This window comes from Wolbachia endosymbiont (group B) of Cyclophora punctaria, assembly GCF_964028235.1.
GTDB lineage: Bacteria > Pseudomonadota > Alphaproteobacteria > Rickettsiales > Anaplasmataceae > Wolbachia.
Window position 1 is genome coordinate 1,279,819 of the sequence record NZ_OZ034749.1, and the last position, 17,857, is coordinate 1,297,675.

Here is a 17,857-nt window from a genome sequence, read left to right on the forward strand (position 1 = left end):
AGTAGTCTCATGAAACATTATAGCGGGTTAGATGTCTCACTCAAAGAAACTTTTATTAGTATCATTGATGAGAAAGGAAAAATTGTTAAAGAAGGGGTTGTTGCAAGTGAAAGCAGTGCAATAGCTGAGTTTCTGCTTGGTCAAAACAAAAAATACGAGTCCATAGGAATAGAAAGCGGGCAATTATCAATATCGATGTGCAAAGAGTTGAGGAATCTTGGATTACCAGTAACTTGTGTAGATGCAAGGCATATGGCAGCAGCACTATCTGCGAGAATCAATAAGAATGATAAAAATGATGCAAGAGGCATAGCACAAATGATGAGAGTTGGGCTATTTAAGGAGGTATTAGTAAAATCAGACGAAGCTTGTCAGGTTAAAATAATACTTGGAAGCAGAAGACAATTAATACGTTGCAGAGAGCAAATTGCGGGAACAATAAGGGGATTACTGAAAATATACGGGATAAAAGTTAATCAACGTCTTAGTTCTGCAAACTTTGCTTTAAAAGTGCAAGAAATGGTTAATAATCTAGATGAAATTAGCCAAACCTCAATTGAATCATTAGTACATAGTTTAGAAATAATAGAAGAATCAATAAGAAAACTTGATAAAATGCTCTCAGAACAAAGCAAAAAAGATGAGGATTGTAAATTATTAACTACTGTTCCAGGAGTTGGTATTATAGTAGCAATGACATATAAAGCTGCAATAGATGATCTGCATAGGTTTGAAACATCTTATACAGTTGGAGCCTATATGGGATTAAGTCCAAGACAGTACGCTTCTGGTGAGATTGATCGACACGGAAGTATATCAAAAATGGGACCAGTGGACTGTAGGAATATGTTATATGAAGCCGCGCAGGTCTTACTGGTAAAATGTAAAAGGACATTTAAATTAAGAAGCTGGGGATTGAAGCTTAAAAAGAAAAAGGGCATGAAAAAAGCAATTGTTGCAGTAGCAAGAAAATTAGCCGTGATTATGCATAAGATGCTAATCGATAGAAAAGAGTTTTGCTATCAATAAACACTAAAGAAGTATAAAACAATAATTTTACTGAAAGTAAAGATAGCAATGCCGATGGAAGGGATAAGCAAGAGGATAAGTTGAAGCATAGACTTCGTGGCGTACATGTTGCCGTCCACTTCCGCCTAACAAGTATAGTGCGGCTTGGCTACAATATGAATTAGCCATATTAGACCGCGGAGAGAACAATGGAAGCATGCTACTTTTAACTTATGTAAAATCATTAAGACTATAGAGGAAAAGAATGATACCTTAGTTTTTATAAGCTTAATGAATATGTGGATAAATACTTTAAGTTTGTGTGGACGTATTTATCCACATATTCATTGGCTACATAGTTTAAAAGAGATTAATTGGAAATTAGTGTTGATGTTTTTATTGCCAATAAAACCTCTTTTGATTGAATAAGATAATACAATAATAAATAAAAGGTTGTATTAGAGCTGAATTTTACATCAAAAAATATTTTTCATGATACAAAAAATTATTGTTGACTTTTATGCAATTAGAGAACTTTTCTGCTTGCTGCAAAGCCTTATCTGGAGTAGCATTAGAACCTGCTCCCGCTTTTAATTCAATAATAATGGGAATAGAATCCAATGCACGATCAGGACCACGAGCCAGCAAGATAATATCTGCATAACCCCTTCCTGCAAATTGCTCTGGGTAGACTCTAAAATTATACCTGTAGTGGAAATTCATGAAAACGCCTACCGCAAACCCATGATGTGCTGCTTCACGTGCTCTGCTAGCATAGATTAGTGAGTCTGCATATTCGGAGTGAATTGTGTAAATCTTATCAAGAATTCTCCTTAAAGATGCTTTAACTGTTCGCTGATTGGAAATAGCTAGCTTCGCTATATCGACTTCGGGATCCCTCCATAACCCTTTTCTCACTTTTTTAAATTGAACTTCAGAATTATGTTCTATGTCTACTCCTTTATCTTTCACATCAACAACTATTTCTCCCTGATGACCGGCATCTTTAATGATTTTTATTGATTTAACTTTAATTTTATCTAGGTTATTTTCAATAAGAGAGTAAAGCTTGCCTAATACCTCCTTCAATTCACCTTGATCAAACTCTTGAGTGTAAGAATGAGAACCACTTTCTGATATAACAAATAATTTTACTTTATCGATCACATCTTTTTGACTCTTCATTTCACCATTTTTTATAATAGCTACCTTCAAAGTCTTTGCACCGTCAAAGCTAAAATAAATCTCCTTGATGTCTAGCTTTTTTGCCATCTCTGTATCCAACAAAGTAGAAAAACTACCTAGGAAGAAGTGTGTAAAAAACCCTGCTTTTTCTACAGAGTGTAAATAAGATGGAATCTGATCCACAAATGACTGAAATCTCGGTTCAAAAGATTTAAAATCCTCATCTTGCCGGCTTATACCAACTTCTTTATCTGCTTCCTCTATCAATAACTGTATTAACTCAAAGTCTTGTGGTCTTACTTTACCCATGACTCTTTTTAAGCCTTTTGCAAGCTCTTTATCATTATCAATAATATTCCTTTCAAGACCAAAATTATAATGGTTTCGTTTACCTGGTGCACCAACATGAAATAATTGTATTTGAATATCCCCATTACCATATTGAGTCTCAACTTCACCAGAAACACTAATCGTTGCGCTAAGCATTCCACTCATTGCTCTTATTTCAGGTTCACCTCCCCAAGTATCAGGGTTCCTCATGTTTTCCAAGTAACGCTCAAAATCACCTTCAACAAAATCTCTGAACTCATTTCTATAAGAACTTATGTGATCAACTACTCGATTACGAAATAAGTTTCTTACTAAATTTGCAAATGTATCATCATAATTCGCAGCACCTAAATTCCGAACCAAACCTCTAATATGATCTAAATTTTGGGTTACAGTTCCATCATTTCCAAATAGTACTTCATACCTTTGTCGAAATAAAGCATCGTCGTTTCTGACGGGTATTAAGTAAGCCATAGTAACAGACCAAAACAAGCAACTACCGTCTCCTGGAACATCGATTCTCTTAATCTGACTTCCACTTTCGGAATCAACATCAGATCTCCGATAACGCTTAAGTTGAGAAAATTCTCTAGCTTGCTCTATATATTGCACTTCATCCGATAATTCAGTAATCTTTGAATTAACATCTTCTTTTTTTAGATGATCTGTTGGATATTGTATCTTGAACACAAACCCCCTTCATTATATTATACTAAACCCACTATACCAAGCTTATTGTATAACCATCAGAGATATCAATAATAAAAGCTATTTTTGCCTACATGCTGACTTGTGTATATAACATTTGTATTACAATGCAACATCTTTTTGACAGAAGCTAAAGTAGTAACAAGAAACCACCACCTACTTTATAGAATTGCCTTATAATACCTTAATTGCCTAACCCTAATTGCTCACATGCTTTGCTTAATTCAACTTCAGTTAAGCTAGTGAACTCTTCATCTGTAGACTTTCTATATGCTAGAAACTTATTCAATGAATCAGCATCTCTTTTTTCCAATATAGATCGTATGTAGCCTGCCTGTTTAGAACACATAAACTCTTTAACCTGATCAGAATTAGCTTTATTTAATAACGCCCATACTGGTTCCATACAGCCCTTTTCTACTAAAGGTGTTAATAAAACTGTACAGAAAAGAGGTGATTTATCCTCTAGTTCCTCTCTTATCACTAAAGCACGATGGCTATCAAATCCTTCCTTCATCCACATATGCATAAAAAGCTTTACACTTTCACTTACATAAGGCTCTGAATGTTTTTTGATTTCCATGTCTAACCAGATATTATAATCATCTTCTGGAACATCATTTGGCTTTAAACAATCAAATAATTCCTGAAATTTATCAAAGCGAAGTGCACCCTGTAGTGTATTCAAACTACCATAATAACCATTTTCAGCTAAGTCTCTTTTTAGAAGTTCTGGATATTTATCAGGACTTATTTGACTTTCCATAAGATGGTACAAGCCTCCACCTTCTAGGTGGAGAAACTTTAGTTTGTCAATGTCATAACTGTACTTTATAAAGTATAGTTATGACGGAATATGACAAAGGAAAACACACTGTATTTTATCATAGGTACCATATAGTCTGGATTACAAAATATCGGTACAGAGTATTAACTAAGGCTATGAAGGAGAGAATACGAACAATCATAGCAGAAGTATCTGAAGAAATGGGGATTAAGATAGAAAACGGAGTAATATCATCAGATCATTTACATTTATTCGTAGTAATACCTCCTCATATAGCTGTGAGTGATTTTGTTCAAAGAGCCAAAGGCAGGTCTTCACGCAAAATTCAACAAGAATTTCCAGAGCTAAATAAAATGTACTGGGGAAAGCGTTTTTGGGGAAGAGGATACTTTAGTGCTACCAGCGGACATATCACAGATGAAGTCATTAATGAGTACATCAATAAACATACAGATGCACATCAGCCTCATTCTATATCTAGTATAAGATTGGAGTAGCTTTAGCTTCTCACCGCGCTTCCAGCGCTATATCCAACCTTTCGGCTCTCAGCCGATAGTGGTTGAGTAAAACAAAACTCGAATATTTCAGGATAACTATTACAACGGTTCCCTGCTACATATACTGCTGTCTTCATCAAGATTTCATCCTTTTTCTGTTCACTCATCTCACTTTCAGGTAATGATTTTATTTTATTCCAAAAGAATTCCACTGCCTGCTCCTGCTTAAGGCTCACAGCACACTTAAGTCCATATTCATATGGATGACAGCCATCTAAATTTAATTTAGAGATATAACCGCTAATAAAATGTGACCAAAACTGCGCTAAAAGACCCGACCCGCAACACCTAACTAAGTGCTCATACTCCAATAGACTACTCTTACCTTGAGCTGATAATTCCTCTTTTCTTTCCTCAAACAAAGCAATAATATCTTCTTCTAGACAGCAACTACAGGCAATGGCATACTTATCAAAGAGATTACCTGAATCTGGCGCAATTAACTTTTTGCCTACGACTTGCCTATCAAGCTTAACTCCATGTAAATTGTCTACTTTTTTCCAACAATCCTCACTAGACAATACCTGTGCAAGAAAATTACGTCCTTTTTTGCCACTTTTTTGGTGCAGACGCCAATTTGCATAGCACCAGCGTTCAATTTGAAAAAGCTTAGATGCTCTATGGGGATCATCCTCTTTAATAGACGAAAACAAAACTTTTGGAATATCTGAACGCAACATAGCCACTACCTTAATTAATTAGATTATCAATTACATTTTAAGTATAGTATTCTATCTTTAAAACTTGTCAATCATTATTGTAGAAAATTTTCTAACCCAAAGTAGTTTTAGGCAAAAGTCTCTTAAGAAGGTCGGTACGGGATTTTTCTTTACCTTCAAATTCTGTTTTCATTATGAGTTTGCCTTAAATTCCTCCTTAAGAAAATTAGTATTAATCTAACAACGTATTTTACTAATAGCTTAAATAATATAGCCATTTTCAGTGCTCAAAACCAGGGACGGTGAGAACAATTTTTCTTGGAATCAGTTGGTCTACCGCGCGATACATACGAACTTTTTTGTATTCTGACTTTGCTATACGCTAAAACTAGCCATATTAGCCCATTTTATCCATATATACATACGAACTGTTTTGCCTAAGCTTATGGAAATAATTTAAATCTTCTATTTTTATAACCTTATTTTTACGCAACTTGTTCTCAAAAATATACGATCTTTTTTGAAGGAGTAAACAATTGAATTGTTTATAACACTAGCTAGCATGGTATCTTCACTAAAATATTTTTTGAAAAAGTTAATTGACTTATAAATAATTCTCTACTAATACTGGCATGTGTTTGTTTATTCTGCTGAAGTTGCTCCATACAGGTTTGCTGTAAAAACTTCAGCAGTTTCCGTACTCCTTTAAAGCATAATCCATCACGCTCTTAATAATAGTGATATCAAATATAGGTCTTAACTATTTTAATCTATAGTAAAATTAGCTCAAATTTGCAGTCATAAGCAACTTTTAACCTATCTACATACTCCATTGTTACTCACCATAAAAACTTAACAAAAATATGAGTAGTAAAAAGATTGTGTTGAAATTAGCTTGACCAATATTATATATTGTACATAATATATTCTATATCTAGGCTAGGAGGTAGTATGGATACAGAGTCAGTAAAATATGTTGTAGAATCTATCAGTGAACAAAAGCTAGGAGAGGAATTAAATACTGAGCCATGGCATTCAAAAATTGAGTGTAATAGCAATGAGGGACCAACGCCTGAAGATGACATAACAGATTTAGATGATTATAGTTTGTTTGTTCAAGGAATAAGTAATCCTTCGGAATGTTATGACCTTGATCAGAGACATGAAACTAGGGAGGCTGTTGACACATGTGTAAAACATACATTGTCGTATCAGAGTGAAACTGATGATAGTGATTTATATTGGAAAAATTACCCTATTAGTCCAAGAGACTCTGCTTTAATTAAGTTAGATCTACTACTGACTGAAAGTGAGAGAAGTCTAATTGATGAATTTCGTAAAGAGTTAAAAGATGTAGTAACAAAAAATGATCAAGGTTATAGGGATAAGCATGAAAATTTTACAAACACTGCTTTAGAGCGTATAGAGTGCATAACAAATAAATATTTGCAAAAAGGGATAAGACTCAATTCAAAATATAACGATGATAAGTATACTATAACAAGTTTAATTTTTAAGGAAATAAGAAATATCCCTGATAGAATACGACAGCATAAGGGATTACCACCTTATGAGAGTTTATCAGACGATAGTGAGACTATAACAAGTTTAGTTTCTAAGGGAATAAGAGATATTCCTGCCTACGAGGGTGTATCAGATGATAAAAATATAGGTATTATACGCAATATCATGAGTAATTTACTATTAAAAGGTGGAAGAGTAAAATGCAGTTCCTTTTATGATGATAAGTTATTGTATGCAACTTATGGGTTCAGTTATGAGATTTTTGCAGAACGTGAAGAAATCGATAACAAGCTAAAAAGCGTAGCAGATGAAGGTATTATAAACAGTAGTGCCCAAGGCAAAGCTTTACACGTAGAAATGGATAATGGATATTTTTATGTAAAATATTCGCAAGATAGCACTGTTGAGGTTGCAAAAGTTATAAATAATCCAAAAGTGAAAGATTTAAGTTTTAGACATCATATATTTCATGTTGGAAAGAGTATAGTAAGAGTTGAAAATGTAGGAGGAAAAAGAAATTATACAGACGTTTTAGAAGGTGGCATTGAAATGTCTTTTACTACTGAAGTAGGAAAGATTAGTATTCATCTACGTTCTAGTGATAAAGACAACAATAAAATTGAAGTAAAGATAAGTGACGATGACAAGAAGAAACTTGATCAATTAAAAGATAAGGAAGAAATAGGAGAAAATTGCTTACTTGGTGGATATTCAGTACATGATGCGATTAAACGAGGATATTTTGAAAAACATGAAACACTACGTCAATCTTCTGAAAAAATTACCTTATCTAATGAAAAGAAAAAAAATAGTTGGTGTGAGATAGTAACAAATTCAAAACAGACAACAAGCCGTACTGTAGGGTAAATGCTAAACTGCTTGATTGTCTAAAGATCTTATATTACTCACCATAAAAACTTAACAAACGACATAAGTAGTAAAAAGATTATGGTTATTGACTTAATGTTACATATCGCATACAATATATCATATATCTTAGCTTAAGGGGTAAGTATGAGTGAGTCTACTGGGATGGTAAAATCTATCATCAATCTACTAAAGCCAAAATCCAAATCAGAACTATATGATTTCGAATATGAGTCCATTATAGAACATCTATCATCTAAAGAGCATTTATTAAATGAGCTGATGAATGATATGTGGTACTCAGGAGACTTACCATCAGTCAGAAACTATAATGAACCATTATCTTTGATAGATAGCAAACTTGGATTAAGTGAACAAATTTGTGTTTGGTTTGCTCTGGACCATGATCTTACGCCAAGTCAAAAAATTTTAAACAAAAAGTTACTTAGTGCTCTAAAATGTTTAGCTTCTAACTGTGGTTCATTTGATAATACTGAGCCCCTTGAAGAATTTTTACATGATAATAAAAACAATAAAGATTTAAAAGTGATTCTTAACCTAAGAAGAGGAGAATCTCAATCAACAGTATTGCATGCGATTGCAGGAGCAAATATTGGTGGATTTCGTCGCATAGGAAATCAGGCTATAGATTTACTCTTAGAAGCAGGCGCAGATCCTAACATACAAGATAATAAAGGAAAAACACCATTATGCCTTGCTGCTGCCAAAGGTCATTACGATAATACAAACTCTCTCCTCTCAAAAGGAGCTAACCCTAATATAACAAGTAGAAAGGGTAAAACTCCACAACAAATAGCAACTAATAAACTCTGCTATAATATAGAAGAATTATTTTTAACTGATAAACAGAAAAAGATGAATAAGGAATTGTATGACTTACTTGCACTAGATTCAGACTGCACTAAAAATTTAAAGGAGTTTTTAAGTAAGCATAAAAGAGACTCAGACCTAAAAGTGGTGCTAAATATTCGGCACGGAATGGGTGAGTCAAAAGTGTTCTCATATGTTGAACGTTTTGCTTGGGACAATGAAGATCTTGCTCAAGAGTTAAGAAAAATATTTCTAGAAGCAGGAGCATTAGATTATGATAAAAATATTATTTATCGTCAGCAAAAGAAAGGACAGGTCAGCAAATTACTCGTTAATTTAACCTCAAATCAAAAGGAGAAGTTAAATAAGTTTTCTGATAAGATGTTTCAAGCTCAAAATATGGCTGAACTTGAAGAGATTGTAAACGATGCTATAAAGTCTGGTGTACGATTAAACTATTCTCTTTCACAAGATTTCTTTTCAGGTAATGAATACACTTTTACCGATTATGTGATGAAAAAAATCAGTGAGTTGGAAAAAAATCCTAAAGTTGCTAGTAATATAATATGTCAATTAGTATCAAAAGGGGCAGTGTTTGGTAATACAGTTGATGCTAACACACTGACACCAGAATTTAAAGAGCATAAAACTAACCTAAAAAAAGCTTATATAGATTATGTTAGCAATTCTCATAAGTTTATTGAAATCGCAAAAAATGCAACCAATAGCGAGCTAAAAGATGTAAGAGTAGACAACTCCGTTTTTTACTTAGAATATTCTAAAGATAGTAAAATAGACATTATAAAGATAACAGATGGGGCAAGGGATTTAGGTCTAACAGATGGAGATGTAAAGTGTGGAAGAAATATAGTAAAGATCGGTAATAGTGAAGTAGAAATTAAAATTGAAGATGGCATAAGGAATTACACAGATCTTACAGAAGGCAGCGATGTAGTATTAACTTTCTATACTAGTTTGGGAGAATTAGAAGTTAGGTTATATCCTGATGAGAAAAATAAAAATTGGATAAAAGTAGAGGTGAGTGAAGAAGGCCTACTTCTACTTGATAAAATAGAAAGTTATAATGAAGCAATAGAAGATTGTAATGAGGGAATAGAAAATTATGAAGAAATAGGACAAAATTGCTTACTGGGAGGTTTATCAGTCATTGAAGCCATAGACCGAGGTGTTTTTGCTAGATCTGGTGGGTTAATGCGTCCTGAATTAATAAGCGAATCCAATAAGCAGAAGGGTTCATGGGTAAAACGTGAAGAATTAAGAAGAGTTTCTGATTCTAGGGAAAAAATTGCTAATTTACCATAAAAGTTGAAAATTATTATTTAAATATAAATTACTACAGTTAATAAATTATTGCAAAGGAGTCGAATCGATATCAATAATCTTTTAAGAATACTCTTTTATGTTGTTTTTCAGGAAAATGAGATGTCATTGTACAGGAGCTGGCCACAAGGTGTATTTTCAGGATATGAGACTGTATTAAAACACGATTGGCTGAGCCGACCTTTTACAGAATTTTTTTTCCAGATCTATAGCTCTTTTCACAATAATCCAAATAAATCATAATATGCTACTGGCCTACTATAGCCATAAACACATATCTTACCCTGTTCGGACTACTATAAGAAAAGCTATACTATTAAAATATGCAGCTAAATTGTATACATTGTCTACCACTGTTGCATCTAGTATGCTAAAATCTTCATCATCTATATTAATATTTTCGCATAATTGATTTTGTAACATCGACTTACATCAATCTCAATATCTTTTGGCATGGCCCTTTGTAGCAGCTCCTTCTTGCACATACTCTTTTCAATCTCCCGTTGCTTTTGTAAATTAAGATGCTAATCCATAAAATTTCTCTAATTGCTCGCTCCACAACATCGGTATTTCTTTCAAATCAGATAGCTTCAAACCTCTTGGCTGTCTCCCATTTACTATGTCTTCCTTAATCTTTGGTGCTAAATAATTCAACCTTAAAATTTGTTGTATACGTCTTGTACCTATATTAATTTTGGCACTCAGCTCTCCTACACTTGCATATTTTCCCTCTTCTAGTTGCCGTTTCCACAGATGGGCTCTTACCACTGCTTTCAGTAGTGCATTGTTTGTTTTGCCTTCTGGCTCAGTTACTGTGCATTTCTTTCCTTTCTTTTTTATTGGTATAAATTCCACCTTATCCTCTAAACTCACCTCTATTCCATCTTCTTTTATCATTACTCCTTTTATTAACTTTTTCACTACTTCTTTCTGCTTTCCAAAACTTAAATTTTTCCATTCTTCTGCTTTTTCTCCCCATTTTTCATATAAATCTTCTGCTCTCTTCATTACTTCTTTTTCTACTTCTCCTGCTATTACATTTCGGCTTCCTGATTCACAACCCTTTCCCCTTAAATGATTGTTGCATACGTAATATCGATATCTCTTATTCTCTTTTTTTGAGTATGTCAGCGTCATATTTACATCACAGCTCTTACATTTAATTATTCCCTTTAGTAGCGCTTCCTCATATTTTACTCCTCGATACGGTTGATTACTTATCAATTCTTGTGCTTTTTTCCACTTTTCCTCTTCTATTATCGCATCGTGCTTTCCCTCATACTGTTTGTCATAATGTCTTATCTTTCCCACATATATTGGATTTGTTATTATTCTTCTCACCGTTGCTTTTTTAAAGATATCCGTTTTTGCTTTTGTTCGGTATCCTTCCCTGTTTAACTCTCTTGCCAACTCTGCCATTGACTTCAGCTCCAAATATCTTTCAAATATATGCTGCACTGTTTTTGCTTCTTTTTCATTTATTATTAATTCCTTATCTTTTACATCATACCCAAGCGGTAAAGTTCCTCCCATCCATAAACCTTGTTCTTTTGATGTTGCTATTTTATTTTTTACTCTCTCTACTATCATCTCTCTTTCTAGTTGTGCTGCTCCTGATAATACTGTCTGTACGAATTTTCCCATTGGCGTATTATTGTCAAATATCTGTGTTACTGCTACAAAATTTACTCGGTGCCTTCTAAAAAATGACGTTACTTCTATGCTGTCTTTTGTTTCTCTTGATAACCTATCTAGTGTATATACTACTACACAGTCTATCTCTCCTCCTCTGACATCTTCAAATAATTCCTTTATCGCTGGTCTTTCTAAATTTTTTCCTGAATATCCTCCATCATCGTACTTTTTTGCCAATGCTACCCAGCCTTCTTTGCTCTTTATATACTTTTCACATGCTACTCGCTGGGCATCAAGGCTATTAAACTTCTGCTCGAGACCATCCTCATTTGATTTTCTTGTATATATCGCACATCTTACCTCTTTCAGCATTCTTTCTCCTTATCTCTCATTCCAAATAGAAGCGGCCCATTGTAGCTCATTCCCATTATTTTTCCTGCTACTGCTGACAATGACGTGAAAAATTCTTCTCGGTAGATTAAACCCTTATCTGTCACCATTACCGCATGCGTCTCTTCTCCTCTCTCTAGTATTAATTCTGTTCCTTCTACTGGTAATTTATCGCTACTTATTCTTTTTCCCTTCTCTAGCCGATCTGCCAGATACTCTAGTCTTTTTGTCCCCTTTCTTGACATTTCTCCATACGCTTTTTCCTGCATTCTATAAGCTAATCTTGGTATCAGATATTTCTTTGAGTATCTAGGTGCTTCTTCCACAAATACCTTCTTCCATATTTTTCTCAGCTCATTCAAAGGTTTTTTCTCTAAATTCATTACTTTCTTTTCTATTTCTTTCTCCATATTTTTAGCCCTTCATAAATAGCTTCTCAATTCTGTCTGTTTCTTTCTTTAATACCTCGGTTATCTTTTTGCTATTTTTCGCATAATCCATCGCTGTCATTCCAAATTTATCCGCTTGCTCTATTTCTCCTCCAGCTTTCACTAGCTCCTCCACTATTTCTTTTTCACCTACCATGCACGCAAGGTGTAGAGGTATGCATTTATTTCCATATTCCTCAGCATTTACGTCTGCTCCTGATTTTATCAATTCCCTCACGATTTCTAGACGTTTCTCCGTTACCGCTAGGTGCAGTGCTGTGTGTCCTTCTATATCTTTAGCATTCACATTCGCTCCTTTTTCGACTAATAACTTCACTGTTTTTGCGTCTACCGCATAATGCAGTTCCTTCTCGTCTCTTGCATAAATATTTTCATGTGAGTTCTCTAATAATTCTTCTGCTGACTTATTAAATTTGCCAAGCTTTAACATAATCCACCTCACCTTTTCTTTAAAATCAAGTCCCCTTTTTAAGCCTTTCTTCCTACTACATTTTCTACCTCATCTATCATTTCACTTACTTGGCTCATTATTTTGCTTGCTAAATTTTCACATTCTTCCTTTATTAGTGATTTGTCTCTCTTCCTTATTTCTCCTATCTCTATTATTTTTAGCTCCGGCATGTAGCTTCCATTCAACATGTCTGCTATTTCTCCCACTAGCCTCTCTATTCCATAGCACGTCAGTTCTCTACTTTTTGTTACTCCACCTTTTTCTCTCAGAAATTTGCTCGCCTTTTCACTTTCTTTGCTATCACATAGGCAATACTTTTCACTTTCCCAAATGTAATACATTGGTGTTGCACCATATTTATTCAGTTGATTAACCTCAGCTCCTGCTTTTACTAGCTCTTTTATTATTTCAACTCCTCCTATTTTGCACGCAGAGTGTAGTGGCGTACATCCAGTGACATATTGAGTGGCATTTACTTCCGCTCCCGACCTTAGCAACACTTTTACATTTTCTAAGCTTTTCGCAAATACTGCACAGTGTAGTGGTGTATAACCCTTTTTATCTCTTGCATTTACCTCTGATCCTTTTTTTATTAATAATCTCACTGTTTTGTAATCAGAGATTTCTACTGCTTGATGCAAGATCGTCTCTCCTTCTTCATTTTTTTTGTTAATATTTTTAAATCCGTTACTTGATACTTCTTTAAAAAACTTACTCTTGCTAAAACTCATTTCATACCTCATAAAATTAGCTTTTCTAGCGCCAGACAAATTTCTTATATTTACCTGCCGCTATTCAAGTCATGTCCTTTTTAGCATGAGAAAGCAAGTCCTTTTCTTTTTATTTCATACACTTTTACCTATTATTAATATAATATATGAGGATCTAAATATAAATACTTAACTTATTAGACATATTACTTGACTATTTTTCCAACTTCTGTGCAAATGTCGATATTCGTGCCATTTCAGTACTCCTGGATAAAACACTAAAATGTAATTTTCTAATTCGTGTATCGAATCTTCTTTTCCTGAACTTCTATCATTTTCGCAACTAACGTGATATTCCGTTAAATTAGCTTTCGCAACCTTTTGATCAGTAAGATTCTTTGCTTCATATTCATAGCTGATATTAAATCTTTCCAAAATTGGTTTGTATTCCAAGTTCCATAGCTGATCAGAAAGTTTATCATTACCAAGGAAAAGTGTGCCTCCTATCTCTTCTTGATAACAAAGAGGAAAACAGCTATTTATTTCTCCTAATTTCCAGCTATCTGACAGTACAATCTGTGCTTTGACAAACTTAATTGCTGGTAATAAACTTTGTGGTAATGGATATAGTGCTTTTAAGTTGTACCACAAATGATTTCTTTCATAAATACCGTTATAATTCTTTGTGTGAGGCTCGGTTTCTCCAAGGATTGCTACATCTAGGCGATATATATCATTGCTTAAAGCTCGTTCATAATGATCGCGTAGATAGTTTTCTATAATCCTAATAACTGGACCACTAGACCTGAAAAAATTTACTCTTCCAAACGATAATACTGGTCCATCTTTTTCAACTTTTCTACCTGAATAGTCTGACAATAAGCTGCCGAATAAACTTTCATCTAAAATAAACCTATCAACGTTATGGTGATCATTGAAAATCCTCATTAGCCTTGATCTTGCTGGTAATGATAGTTTTGCAAGTTCTACTACTGCATCTACGAAGAAGTCATTTGGTACCTCTTTTATCCCTACTTGCAACTCAAAAAAGTGTTTACCGGGTGGTTCTTCGATGATTGTAATGTCTTCTATATTTGCCCACTTGAGTGCTATTTTAAGTGATTTAGGTGTTCCTCGCAGTCTTTGAAATTTTACTCCTTCTATTACGGCTTTTCTTCTATCTTTTACCCAACGCAGTATCTCTTCTAAACCATATTCCTCAATCAACCACGGCAATATTTTTTCCCCTAGGCTAAATTTAAATCCTCTTATCCTGCTTGGATCAACTTTATAATCGATTGCATTAACCAGTGCTTGCTCTTGCTTTTTTGCGTTTGGCGGTAATAAACTTTTCATTTGTCTTTTCTTTCAAGTTGCTTTAATTTCCTTTATTTAGGTAGCTTATGAGTAACCAAGAGATCATTGCAGAAAAATAAAGATGTTCTTAATATCGAAAACACTCTCCATAATATTTGACCATATTATCCATACTTTAAAAAACAAGTTACAACTTCTGGAAGAATATCAATACTTTCGTCTCCCTAACATTGGATCCAGTGAACCTTAAACCACTTATTGCACGCAATCCCCTCACTGGCACAAAACAAAAAAAATACGTTTTAAATCCTATCTAACTTGACGTGGCCAAGCACTGCACACTCATTCCCCAATACCACAACATCCTCTTTTGGTTCTATTAATTCTACGTTTTCTACACCCTCTACAAATAGATTCGCTATTATCCACGATCTTGTTACACTCCATCCCAGCCTTCTACTTTCTTCAAACTTCTTAATAAATTGCTTCTTGATTTCTTCCTCTGATATTATAGGACTTATGCTCATTCTGCTGTGAATATCTATTTCCGTAATATTGCAACCTATCACTGTTACTGTATCTGTTAAAACCCTTATATCATCTCTAGTAACCTGCTTTTTTACAATTTCTAGTAGCTCTTCTGACACTATGCCAGTTGTGGATAATTGTGTTGATAAGATTGAAATTTGTACTTTCCCTGGTATAGTTGATTCCACTAGTGCATCTTTTACTCTACTATCTGCTGACAGTGCATGATATCGATAGTGTTCTTTGCTTCCACACGTGCTTGAGCCCACTATTTTTGCTTTAATTCTTTTTCTAAATCGTTCATCATCTTCTTCTTTCTGCCTCTCTACTCCATAAAATTCAGCCAAATTATCAAGATCTTCTCCCCTTGCAAATTTCAGTAAATTACTCTTTACTGCTTCGTTCATCCTTTGTCTGAGCAAAAGTTCTCGCCAGGCTGCTACCTCCAGAATCTTTATCGCTGGATCGGATTCTACTAACGCTGAAAAGGTTTCATCTCTACACACTAACTCCTCCTTCATTCTGGAAAAGATTTCCTCATAGCTTAGTTTTTCAATAATATTAGATGTCTGCATTTCTAAACAACTATTCCACTAATACCTATGAATTTGCCTTCTGAAAGATACATACCTTCAAGTACAAGAGTCATTTTTCCTTCTTTAGCTTCAGCAATCTTTACTTTTTCTAACTTAAATCTCTTCTCAAATTTCCCCAGTGCTTCTGCTGTTGCTGCATAGATTTCCAAAGTTAAATCTCTATTTATTGGCTTATCTACTAATTCAAATAATCGAGAACCATACTCTCTTCTCATTACTCTACTGTTAATAGGAGTGGTCAGTATATCAATTATCGACTGCTTTAAGTGCTCTATTCCTTCTAACGCTTTTCCTGTTTTAGCATCCATACCCTTCATTTCTATTTTGCAAAAACGCTTTCACTGCCTTTTATTACTTTAAACCCACATATCTCCTACTCTTCCTACACTAAGACCATTTGCAAACACTGTTTTTGATCCTTCAGTTAATGCTCTTCCTTCACTAAAACTGTCTCCTTGTCTACATATTGACTTACCGTTTACAAAAACATTATTACTTCCGCTAATGCAGAAATGTGGTATAGCTTCTCCACAGTAGTCTCCTAACCTCACTATTCCTTTGTTCAATTTAAGTCGATCCTTTCTGCTTTCAGTTTTATTCCACTTTTTGTCATTTCTATCTCTGATTTTCCTACTTTGAAATTTAATTTATCCACTACAGAAATTTCAAGATTCTTGCTCTCTTTGTCATACAATAACTTTGTTCCATCTTGAAATACTAAACTGTTAATCATTTCACTATTCTCTGGAGCAGAATAATTTTGCTGATATATTCCAGCTAGTACTACTCCTAATGATAACTCTCCCAATGGTGACAATATTACTACCTGTTCATTTATGCTTGGTGGTAGCCAGCTTCTTTCCTCTCCTGCTCTAGAAGTTATCCATGGAAGAAAATCTGTTAAAAGTTCTCCTATCTTCACTCTTACTTTTGCTTTCTCATAATCTACTTCTTTTACAACTCCTATTCGTACAATATTTGCTAACTTTCTTTGCAGCTCTGAAATAGCAAAATTACTCTCTAACATTTTCTTCTATTATAATCGTATGTGGCTTAATCTTATTTTCTGTCCATATCGATTTACCTAAATGAAGCTGATGACTCCAATCAACCATCCACACCAAATATGCATCTAATTCGGGTCTAAATCCGTCAATTTCTGCAGAGATAAATTCTCCTGGTGAAACATTTTTTATATTCCATGTATTTTTGTTTACAACTTTTGCCACCTCGGCAGCTAATGTTCTGACAATAAGAGGAGCATTTTCGATTGTGCTATCAACTACTATTCTAGCTTCAAATCTTGCTTTCAGAGCTAATTCTTCTGTTCCTGGATCTTTTCCTTGCTCTAGACTTGATAATTCTATAAATACTGCCGGTGCTACTAATTCTTTCCTTATTGCTGGATATACTTCGCATGTTTGTATCGCAGAAATTTCTTTCTTCAGCGTGGTACAAATTTTATCATGTAAATCTTTCAAATTCATCCTTTATAGCTCAATTCACGTTCAAAAAATTTTGTAAACACTTTCTCAACCTCATAATTAACAAGATTTCCTATTATCCTTGAAGCCTCAGGTTCGAGTGGCAATTTAACTTCCTTTATTGGCAATGCTGCTCTTCCTTCACGTTTAAACATACCGCTATTTCCTTTTGGCATAACTGCTGCAAATCCTCCTATAAACTCATGCTTTCCTACTTTCGATCCTCTTCTTGTTTTTTGTATCTTGCCAATTGTCGATGCTCTAATGTCATAGAGATTTGCTCTAATCAACACGTCTAATCTGCTAGTTTTCGCCTTAAAAATTCTTAATCTCTTTCTTATCAAACTTAATTTTATCTGCTTTTCTTCACTGATTTCCTTAGCTGCTTGCGCTTTTAACCATAGTGCCGTTTTGTTTAATGCCTTTACCGTTGCTAATTCTACTTTTCTTCTTTTAGCATTTACATTTTCTATTACCTCAACTTCTATATGAACAGACAT

Annotated in this window: 18 protein-coding genes and 1 pseudogene; 4 read left to right on the forward strand and 15 right to left on the reverse strand. The window is 34.2% G+C overall.

Annotated features, from left to right (window positions below; translation table 11 throughout):
- The first annotated feature begins 9 nt into the window (after positions 1-9).
- A complete protein-coding gene (locus tag ABWU33_RS06035; RefSeq protein ID WP_214303242.1) occupies positions 10-1,029 on the forward strand; it encodes an IS110 family transposase in 1,020 nt (339 codons plus the stop codon).
- 450 nt (positions 1,030-1,479) lie between these two features.
- Here ABWU33_RS06035 and ABWU33_RS06040 read toward each other — a convergent pair whose 3' ends face one another.
- On the reverse strand, positions 1,480-3,213 hold the full coding sequence (locus tag ABWU33_RS06040) for an OTU domain-containing protein (protein ID WP_353280627.1): 1,734 nt from the start codon (positions 3,211-3,213) through the stop codon (positions 1,480-1,482).
- A 202-nt stretch (positions 3,214-3,415) separates the two neighbouring features.
- Complete coding sequence (locus ABWU33_RS06045) at positions 3,416-3,997, reverse strand: hypothetical protein (protein ID WP_353280629.1); 582 nt, start codon at positions 3,995-3,997, stop codon at positions 3,416-3,418.
- A gap of 80 nt (positions 3,998-4,077) precedes the next feature.
- Here ABWU33_RS06045 and tnpA point away from each other — a divergent pair, with 80 nt between their 5' ends.
- On the forward strand, positions 4,078-4,515 hold the full coding sequence (gene tnpA / locus ABWU33_RS06050; protein ID WP_265024376.1) for an IS200/IS605 family transposase: 438 nt from the start codon (positions 4,078-4,080) through the stop codon (positions 4,513-4,515).
- Between the two features lie 2 nt (positions 4,516-4,517).
- On the opposite strand, the gene ABWU33_RS06055 is transcribed toward tnpA, so the two are convergent.
- On the reverse strand, positions 4,518-5,255 hold the full coding sequence (locus ABWU33_RS06055) for a hypothetical protein (RefSeq protein WP_353280631.1): 738 nt from the start codon (positions 5,253-5,255) through the stop codon (positions 4,518-4,520).
- 930 nt (positions 5,256-6,185) lie between these two features.
- On the opposite strand from ABWU33_RS06055, the gene ABWU33_RS06060 reads away from it, so the two are divergent.
- Positions 6,186-7,625, forward strand: a complete 1,440-nt coding sequence (locus ABWU33_RS06060; RefSeq protein ID WP_353280632.1) for a hypothetical protein — start codon at positions 6,186-6,188, stop codon at positions 7,623-7,625.
- A 147-nt stretch (positions 7,626-7,772) separates the two neighbouring features.
- Entirely contained in the window at positions 7,773-9,779 is a 2,007-nt protein-coding gene (locus tag ABWU33_RS06065) for an ankyrin repeat domain-containing protein (protein ID WP_353280634.1), read from the forward strand.
- Positions 9,780-10,076: 297 nt separating this feature from the next.
- Here ABWU33_RS06065 and ABWU33_RS06070 read toward each other — a convergent pair whose 3' ends face one another.
- The 12 genes and pseudogenes from ABWU33_RS06070 to ABWU33_RS06125 all read right to left on the reverse strand — a co-directional run bounded on the left by ABWU33_RS06070 (position 10,077) and on the right by ABWU33_RS06125 (position 17,857).
- Positions 10,077-10,220, reverse strand: coding sequence for a hypothetical protein (locus tag ABWU33_RS06070; protein ID WP_230609241.1), 144 nt, complete (start codon positions 10,218-10,220; stop codon positions 10,077-10,079).
- 93 nt (positions 10,221-10,313) lie between these two features.
- Entirely contained in the window at positions 10,314-11,804 is a 1,491-nt protein-coding gene (locus ABWU33_RS06075) for a recombinase family protein (protein WP_230609239.1), read from the reverse strand.
- Positions 11,798-12,232, reverse strand: a complete 435-nt coding sequence (locus tag ABWU33_RS06080; RefSeq protein WP_230609237.1) for a DUF2924 domain-containing protein — start codon at positions 12,230-12,232, stop codon at positions 11,798-11,800. The genes ABWU33_RS06075 and ABWU33_RS06080 overlap by 7 nt, the downstream gene beginning before the upstream one ends.
- A gap of 4 nt (positions 12,233-12,236) precedes the next feature.
- Positions 12,237-12,701 carry an ankyrin repeat domain-containing protein gene (locus tag ABWU33_RS06085; protein WP_353280636.1) on the reverse strand — a complete coding sequence of 155 codons (465 nt, stop codon included), beginning with the start codon at positions 12,699-12,701 and terminating at the stop codon, positions 12,237-12,239.
- A 38-nt stretch (positions 12,702-12,739) separates the two neighbouring features.
- On the reverse strand, positions 12,740-13,453 hold the full coding sequence (locus ABWU33_RS06090; protein ID WP_353280638.1) for an ankyrin repeat domain-containing protein: 714 nt from the start codon (positions 13,451-13,453) through the stop codon (positions 12,740-12,742).
- A 168-nt stretch (positions 13,454-13,621) separates the two neighbouring features.
- On the reverse strand, positions 13,622-14,788 hold the full coding sequence (locus tag ABWU33_RS06095; protein ID WP_353280640.1) for a phage tail protein: 1,167 nt from the start codon (positions 14,786-14,788) through the stop codon (positions 13,622-13,624).
- A 263-nt stretch (positions 14,789-15,051) separates the two neighbouring features.
- Positions 15,052-15,852 (reverse strand): baseplate J/gp47 family protein, encoded by an 801-nt coding sequence (locus tag ABWU33_RS06100; RefSeq protein ID WP_226080699.1) that lies wholly within the window; start codon positions 15,850-15,852, stop codon positions 15,052-15,054.
- A 2-nt stretch (positions 15,853-15,854) separates the two neighbouring features.
- Entirely contained in the window at positions 15,855-16,190 is a 336-nt protein-coding gene (locus ABWU33_RS06105) for a GPW/gp25 family protein (protein WP_264706622.1), read from the reverse strand.
- A 2-nt stretch (positions 16,191-16,192) separates the two neighbouring features.
- Positions 16,193-16,439: pseudogene (locus ABWU33_RS06110) on the reverse strand (PAAR domain-containing protein).
- Positions 16,436-16,900, reverse strand: coding sequence for a phage baseplate assembly protein V (locus ABWU33_RS06115; protein WP_047759504.1), 465 nt, complete (start codon positions 16,898-16,900; stop codon positions 16,436-16,438). The pseudogene ABWU33_RS06110 and the gene ABWU33_RS06115 overlap by 4 nt, the downstream one beginning before the upstream one ends.
- Positions 16,887-17,360: a hypothetical protein gene (locus ABWU33_RS06120; RefSeq protein WP_253308731.1), complete on the reverse strand. Its 474-nt coding sequence runs from the start codon at positions 17,358-17,360 to the stop codon at positions 16,887-16,889. Before ABWU33_RS06120 ends, ABWU33_RS06115 begins: the two co-directional genes overlap by 14 nt.
- Complete coding sequence (locus ABWU33_RS06125; RefSeq protein ID WP_264374787.1) at positions 17,357-17,857, reverse strand: phage tail protein; 501 nt, start codon at positions 17,855-17,857, stop codon at positions 17,357-17,359. The genes ABWU33_RS06120 and ABWU33_RS06125 overlap by 4 nt, the downstream gene beginning before the upstream one ends.

Coding starts and splice junctions, on each gene's coding strand:
- ABWU33_RS06035 (WP_214303242.1), top strand. CDS start 10: ATGAAACATTATAGCGGGTTAGATGTCTCACTCAAAGAAACTTTTATT.
- ABWU33_RS06045 (WP_353280629.1), bottom strand. CDS start 3,997: ATGGAAAGTCAAATAAGTCCTGATAAATATCCAGAACTTCTAAAAAGA.
- tnpA (WP_265024376.1), top strand. CDS start 4,078: ATGACGGAATATGACAAAGGAAAACACACTGTATTTTATCATAGGTAC.
- ABWU33_RS06055 (WP_353280631.1), bottom strand. CDS start 5,255: ATGTTGCGTTCAGATATTCCAAAAGTTTTGTTTTCGTCTATTAAAGAG.
- ABWU33_RS06060 (WP_353280632.1), top strand. CDS start 6,186: ATGGATACAGAGTCAGTAAAATATGTTGTAGAATCTATCAGTGAACAA.
- ABWU33_RS06065 (WP_353280634.1), top strand. CDS start 7,773: ATGAGTGAGTCTACTGGGATGGTAAAATCTATCATCAATCTACTAAAG.
- ABWU33_RS06070 (WP_230609241.1), bottom strand. CDS start 10,220: ATGTTACAAAATCAATTATGCGAAAATATTAATATAGATGATGAAGAT.
- ABWU33_RS06075 (WP_230609239.1), bottom strand. CDS start 11,804: ATGCTGAAAGAGGTAAGATGTGCGATATATACAAGAAAATCAAATGAG.
- ABWU33_RS06080 (WP_230609237.1), bottom strand. CDS start 12,232: ATGGAGAAAGAAATAGAAAAGAAAGTAATGAATTTAGAGAAAAAACCT.
- ABWU33_RS06085 (WP_353280636.1), bottom strand. CDS start 12,701: ATGTTAAAGCTTGGCAAATTTAATAAGTCAGCAGAAGAATTATTAGAG.
- ABWU33_RS06090 (WP_353280638.1), bottom strand. CDS start 13,453: ATGAGTTTTAGCAAGAGTAAGTTTTTTAAAGAAGTATCAAGTAACGGA.
- ABWU33_RS06095 (WP_353280640.1), bottom strand. CDS start 14,788: ATGAAAAGTTTATTACCGCCAAACGCAAAAAAGCAAGAGCAAGCACTG.
- ABWU33_RS06100 (WP_226080699.1), bottom strand. CDS start 15,852: ATGCAGACATCTAATATTATTGAAAAACTAAGCTATGAGGAAATCTTT.
- ABWU33_RS06105 (WP_264706622.1), bottom strand. CDS start 16,190: ATGAAGGGTATGGATGCTAAAACAGGAAAAGCGTTAGAAGGAATAGAG.
- ABWU33_RS06115 (WP_047759504.1), bottom strand. CDS start 16,900: ATGTTAGAGAGTAATTTTGCTATTTCAGAGCTGCAAAGAAAGTTAGCA.
- ABWU33_RS06120 (WP_253308731.1), bottom strand. CDS start 17,360: ATGAATTTGAAAGATTTACATGATAAAATTTGTACCACGCTGAAGAAA.
- ABWU33_RS06125 (WP_264374787.1), bottom strand. CDS start 17,857: ATGTCTGTTCATATAGAAGTTGAGGTAATAGAAAATGTAAATGCTAAA.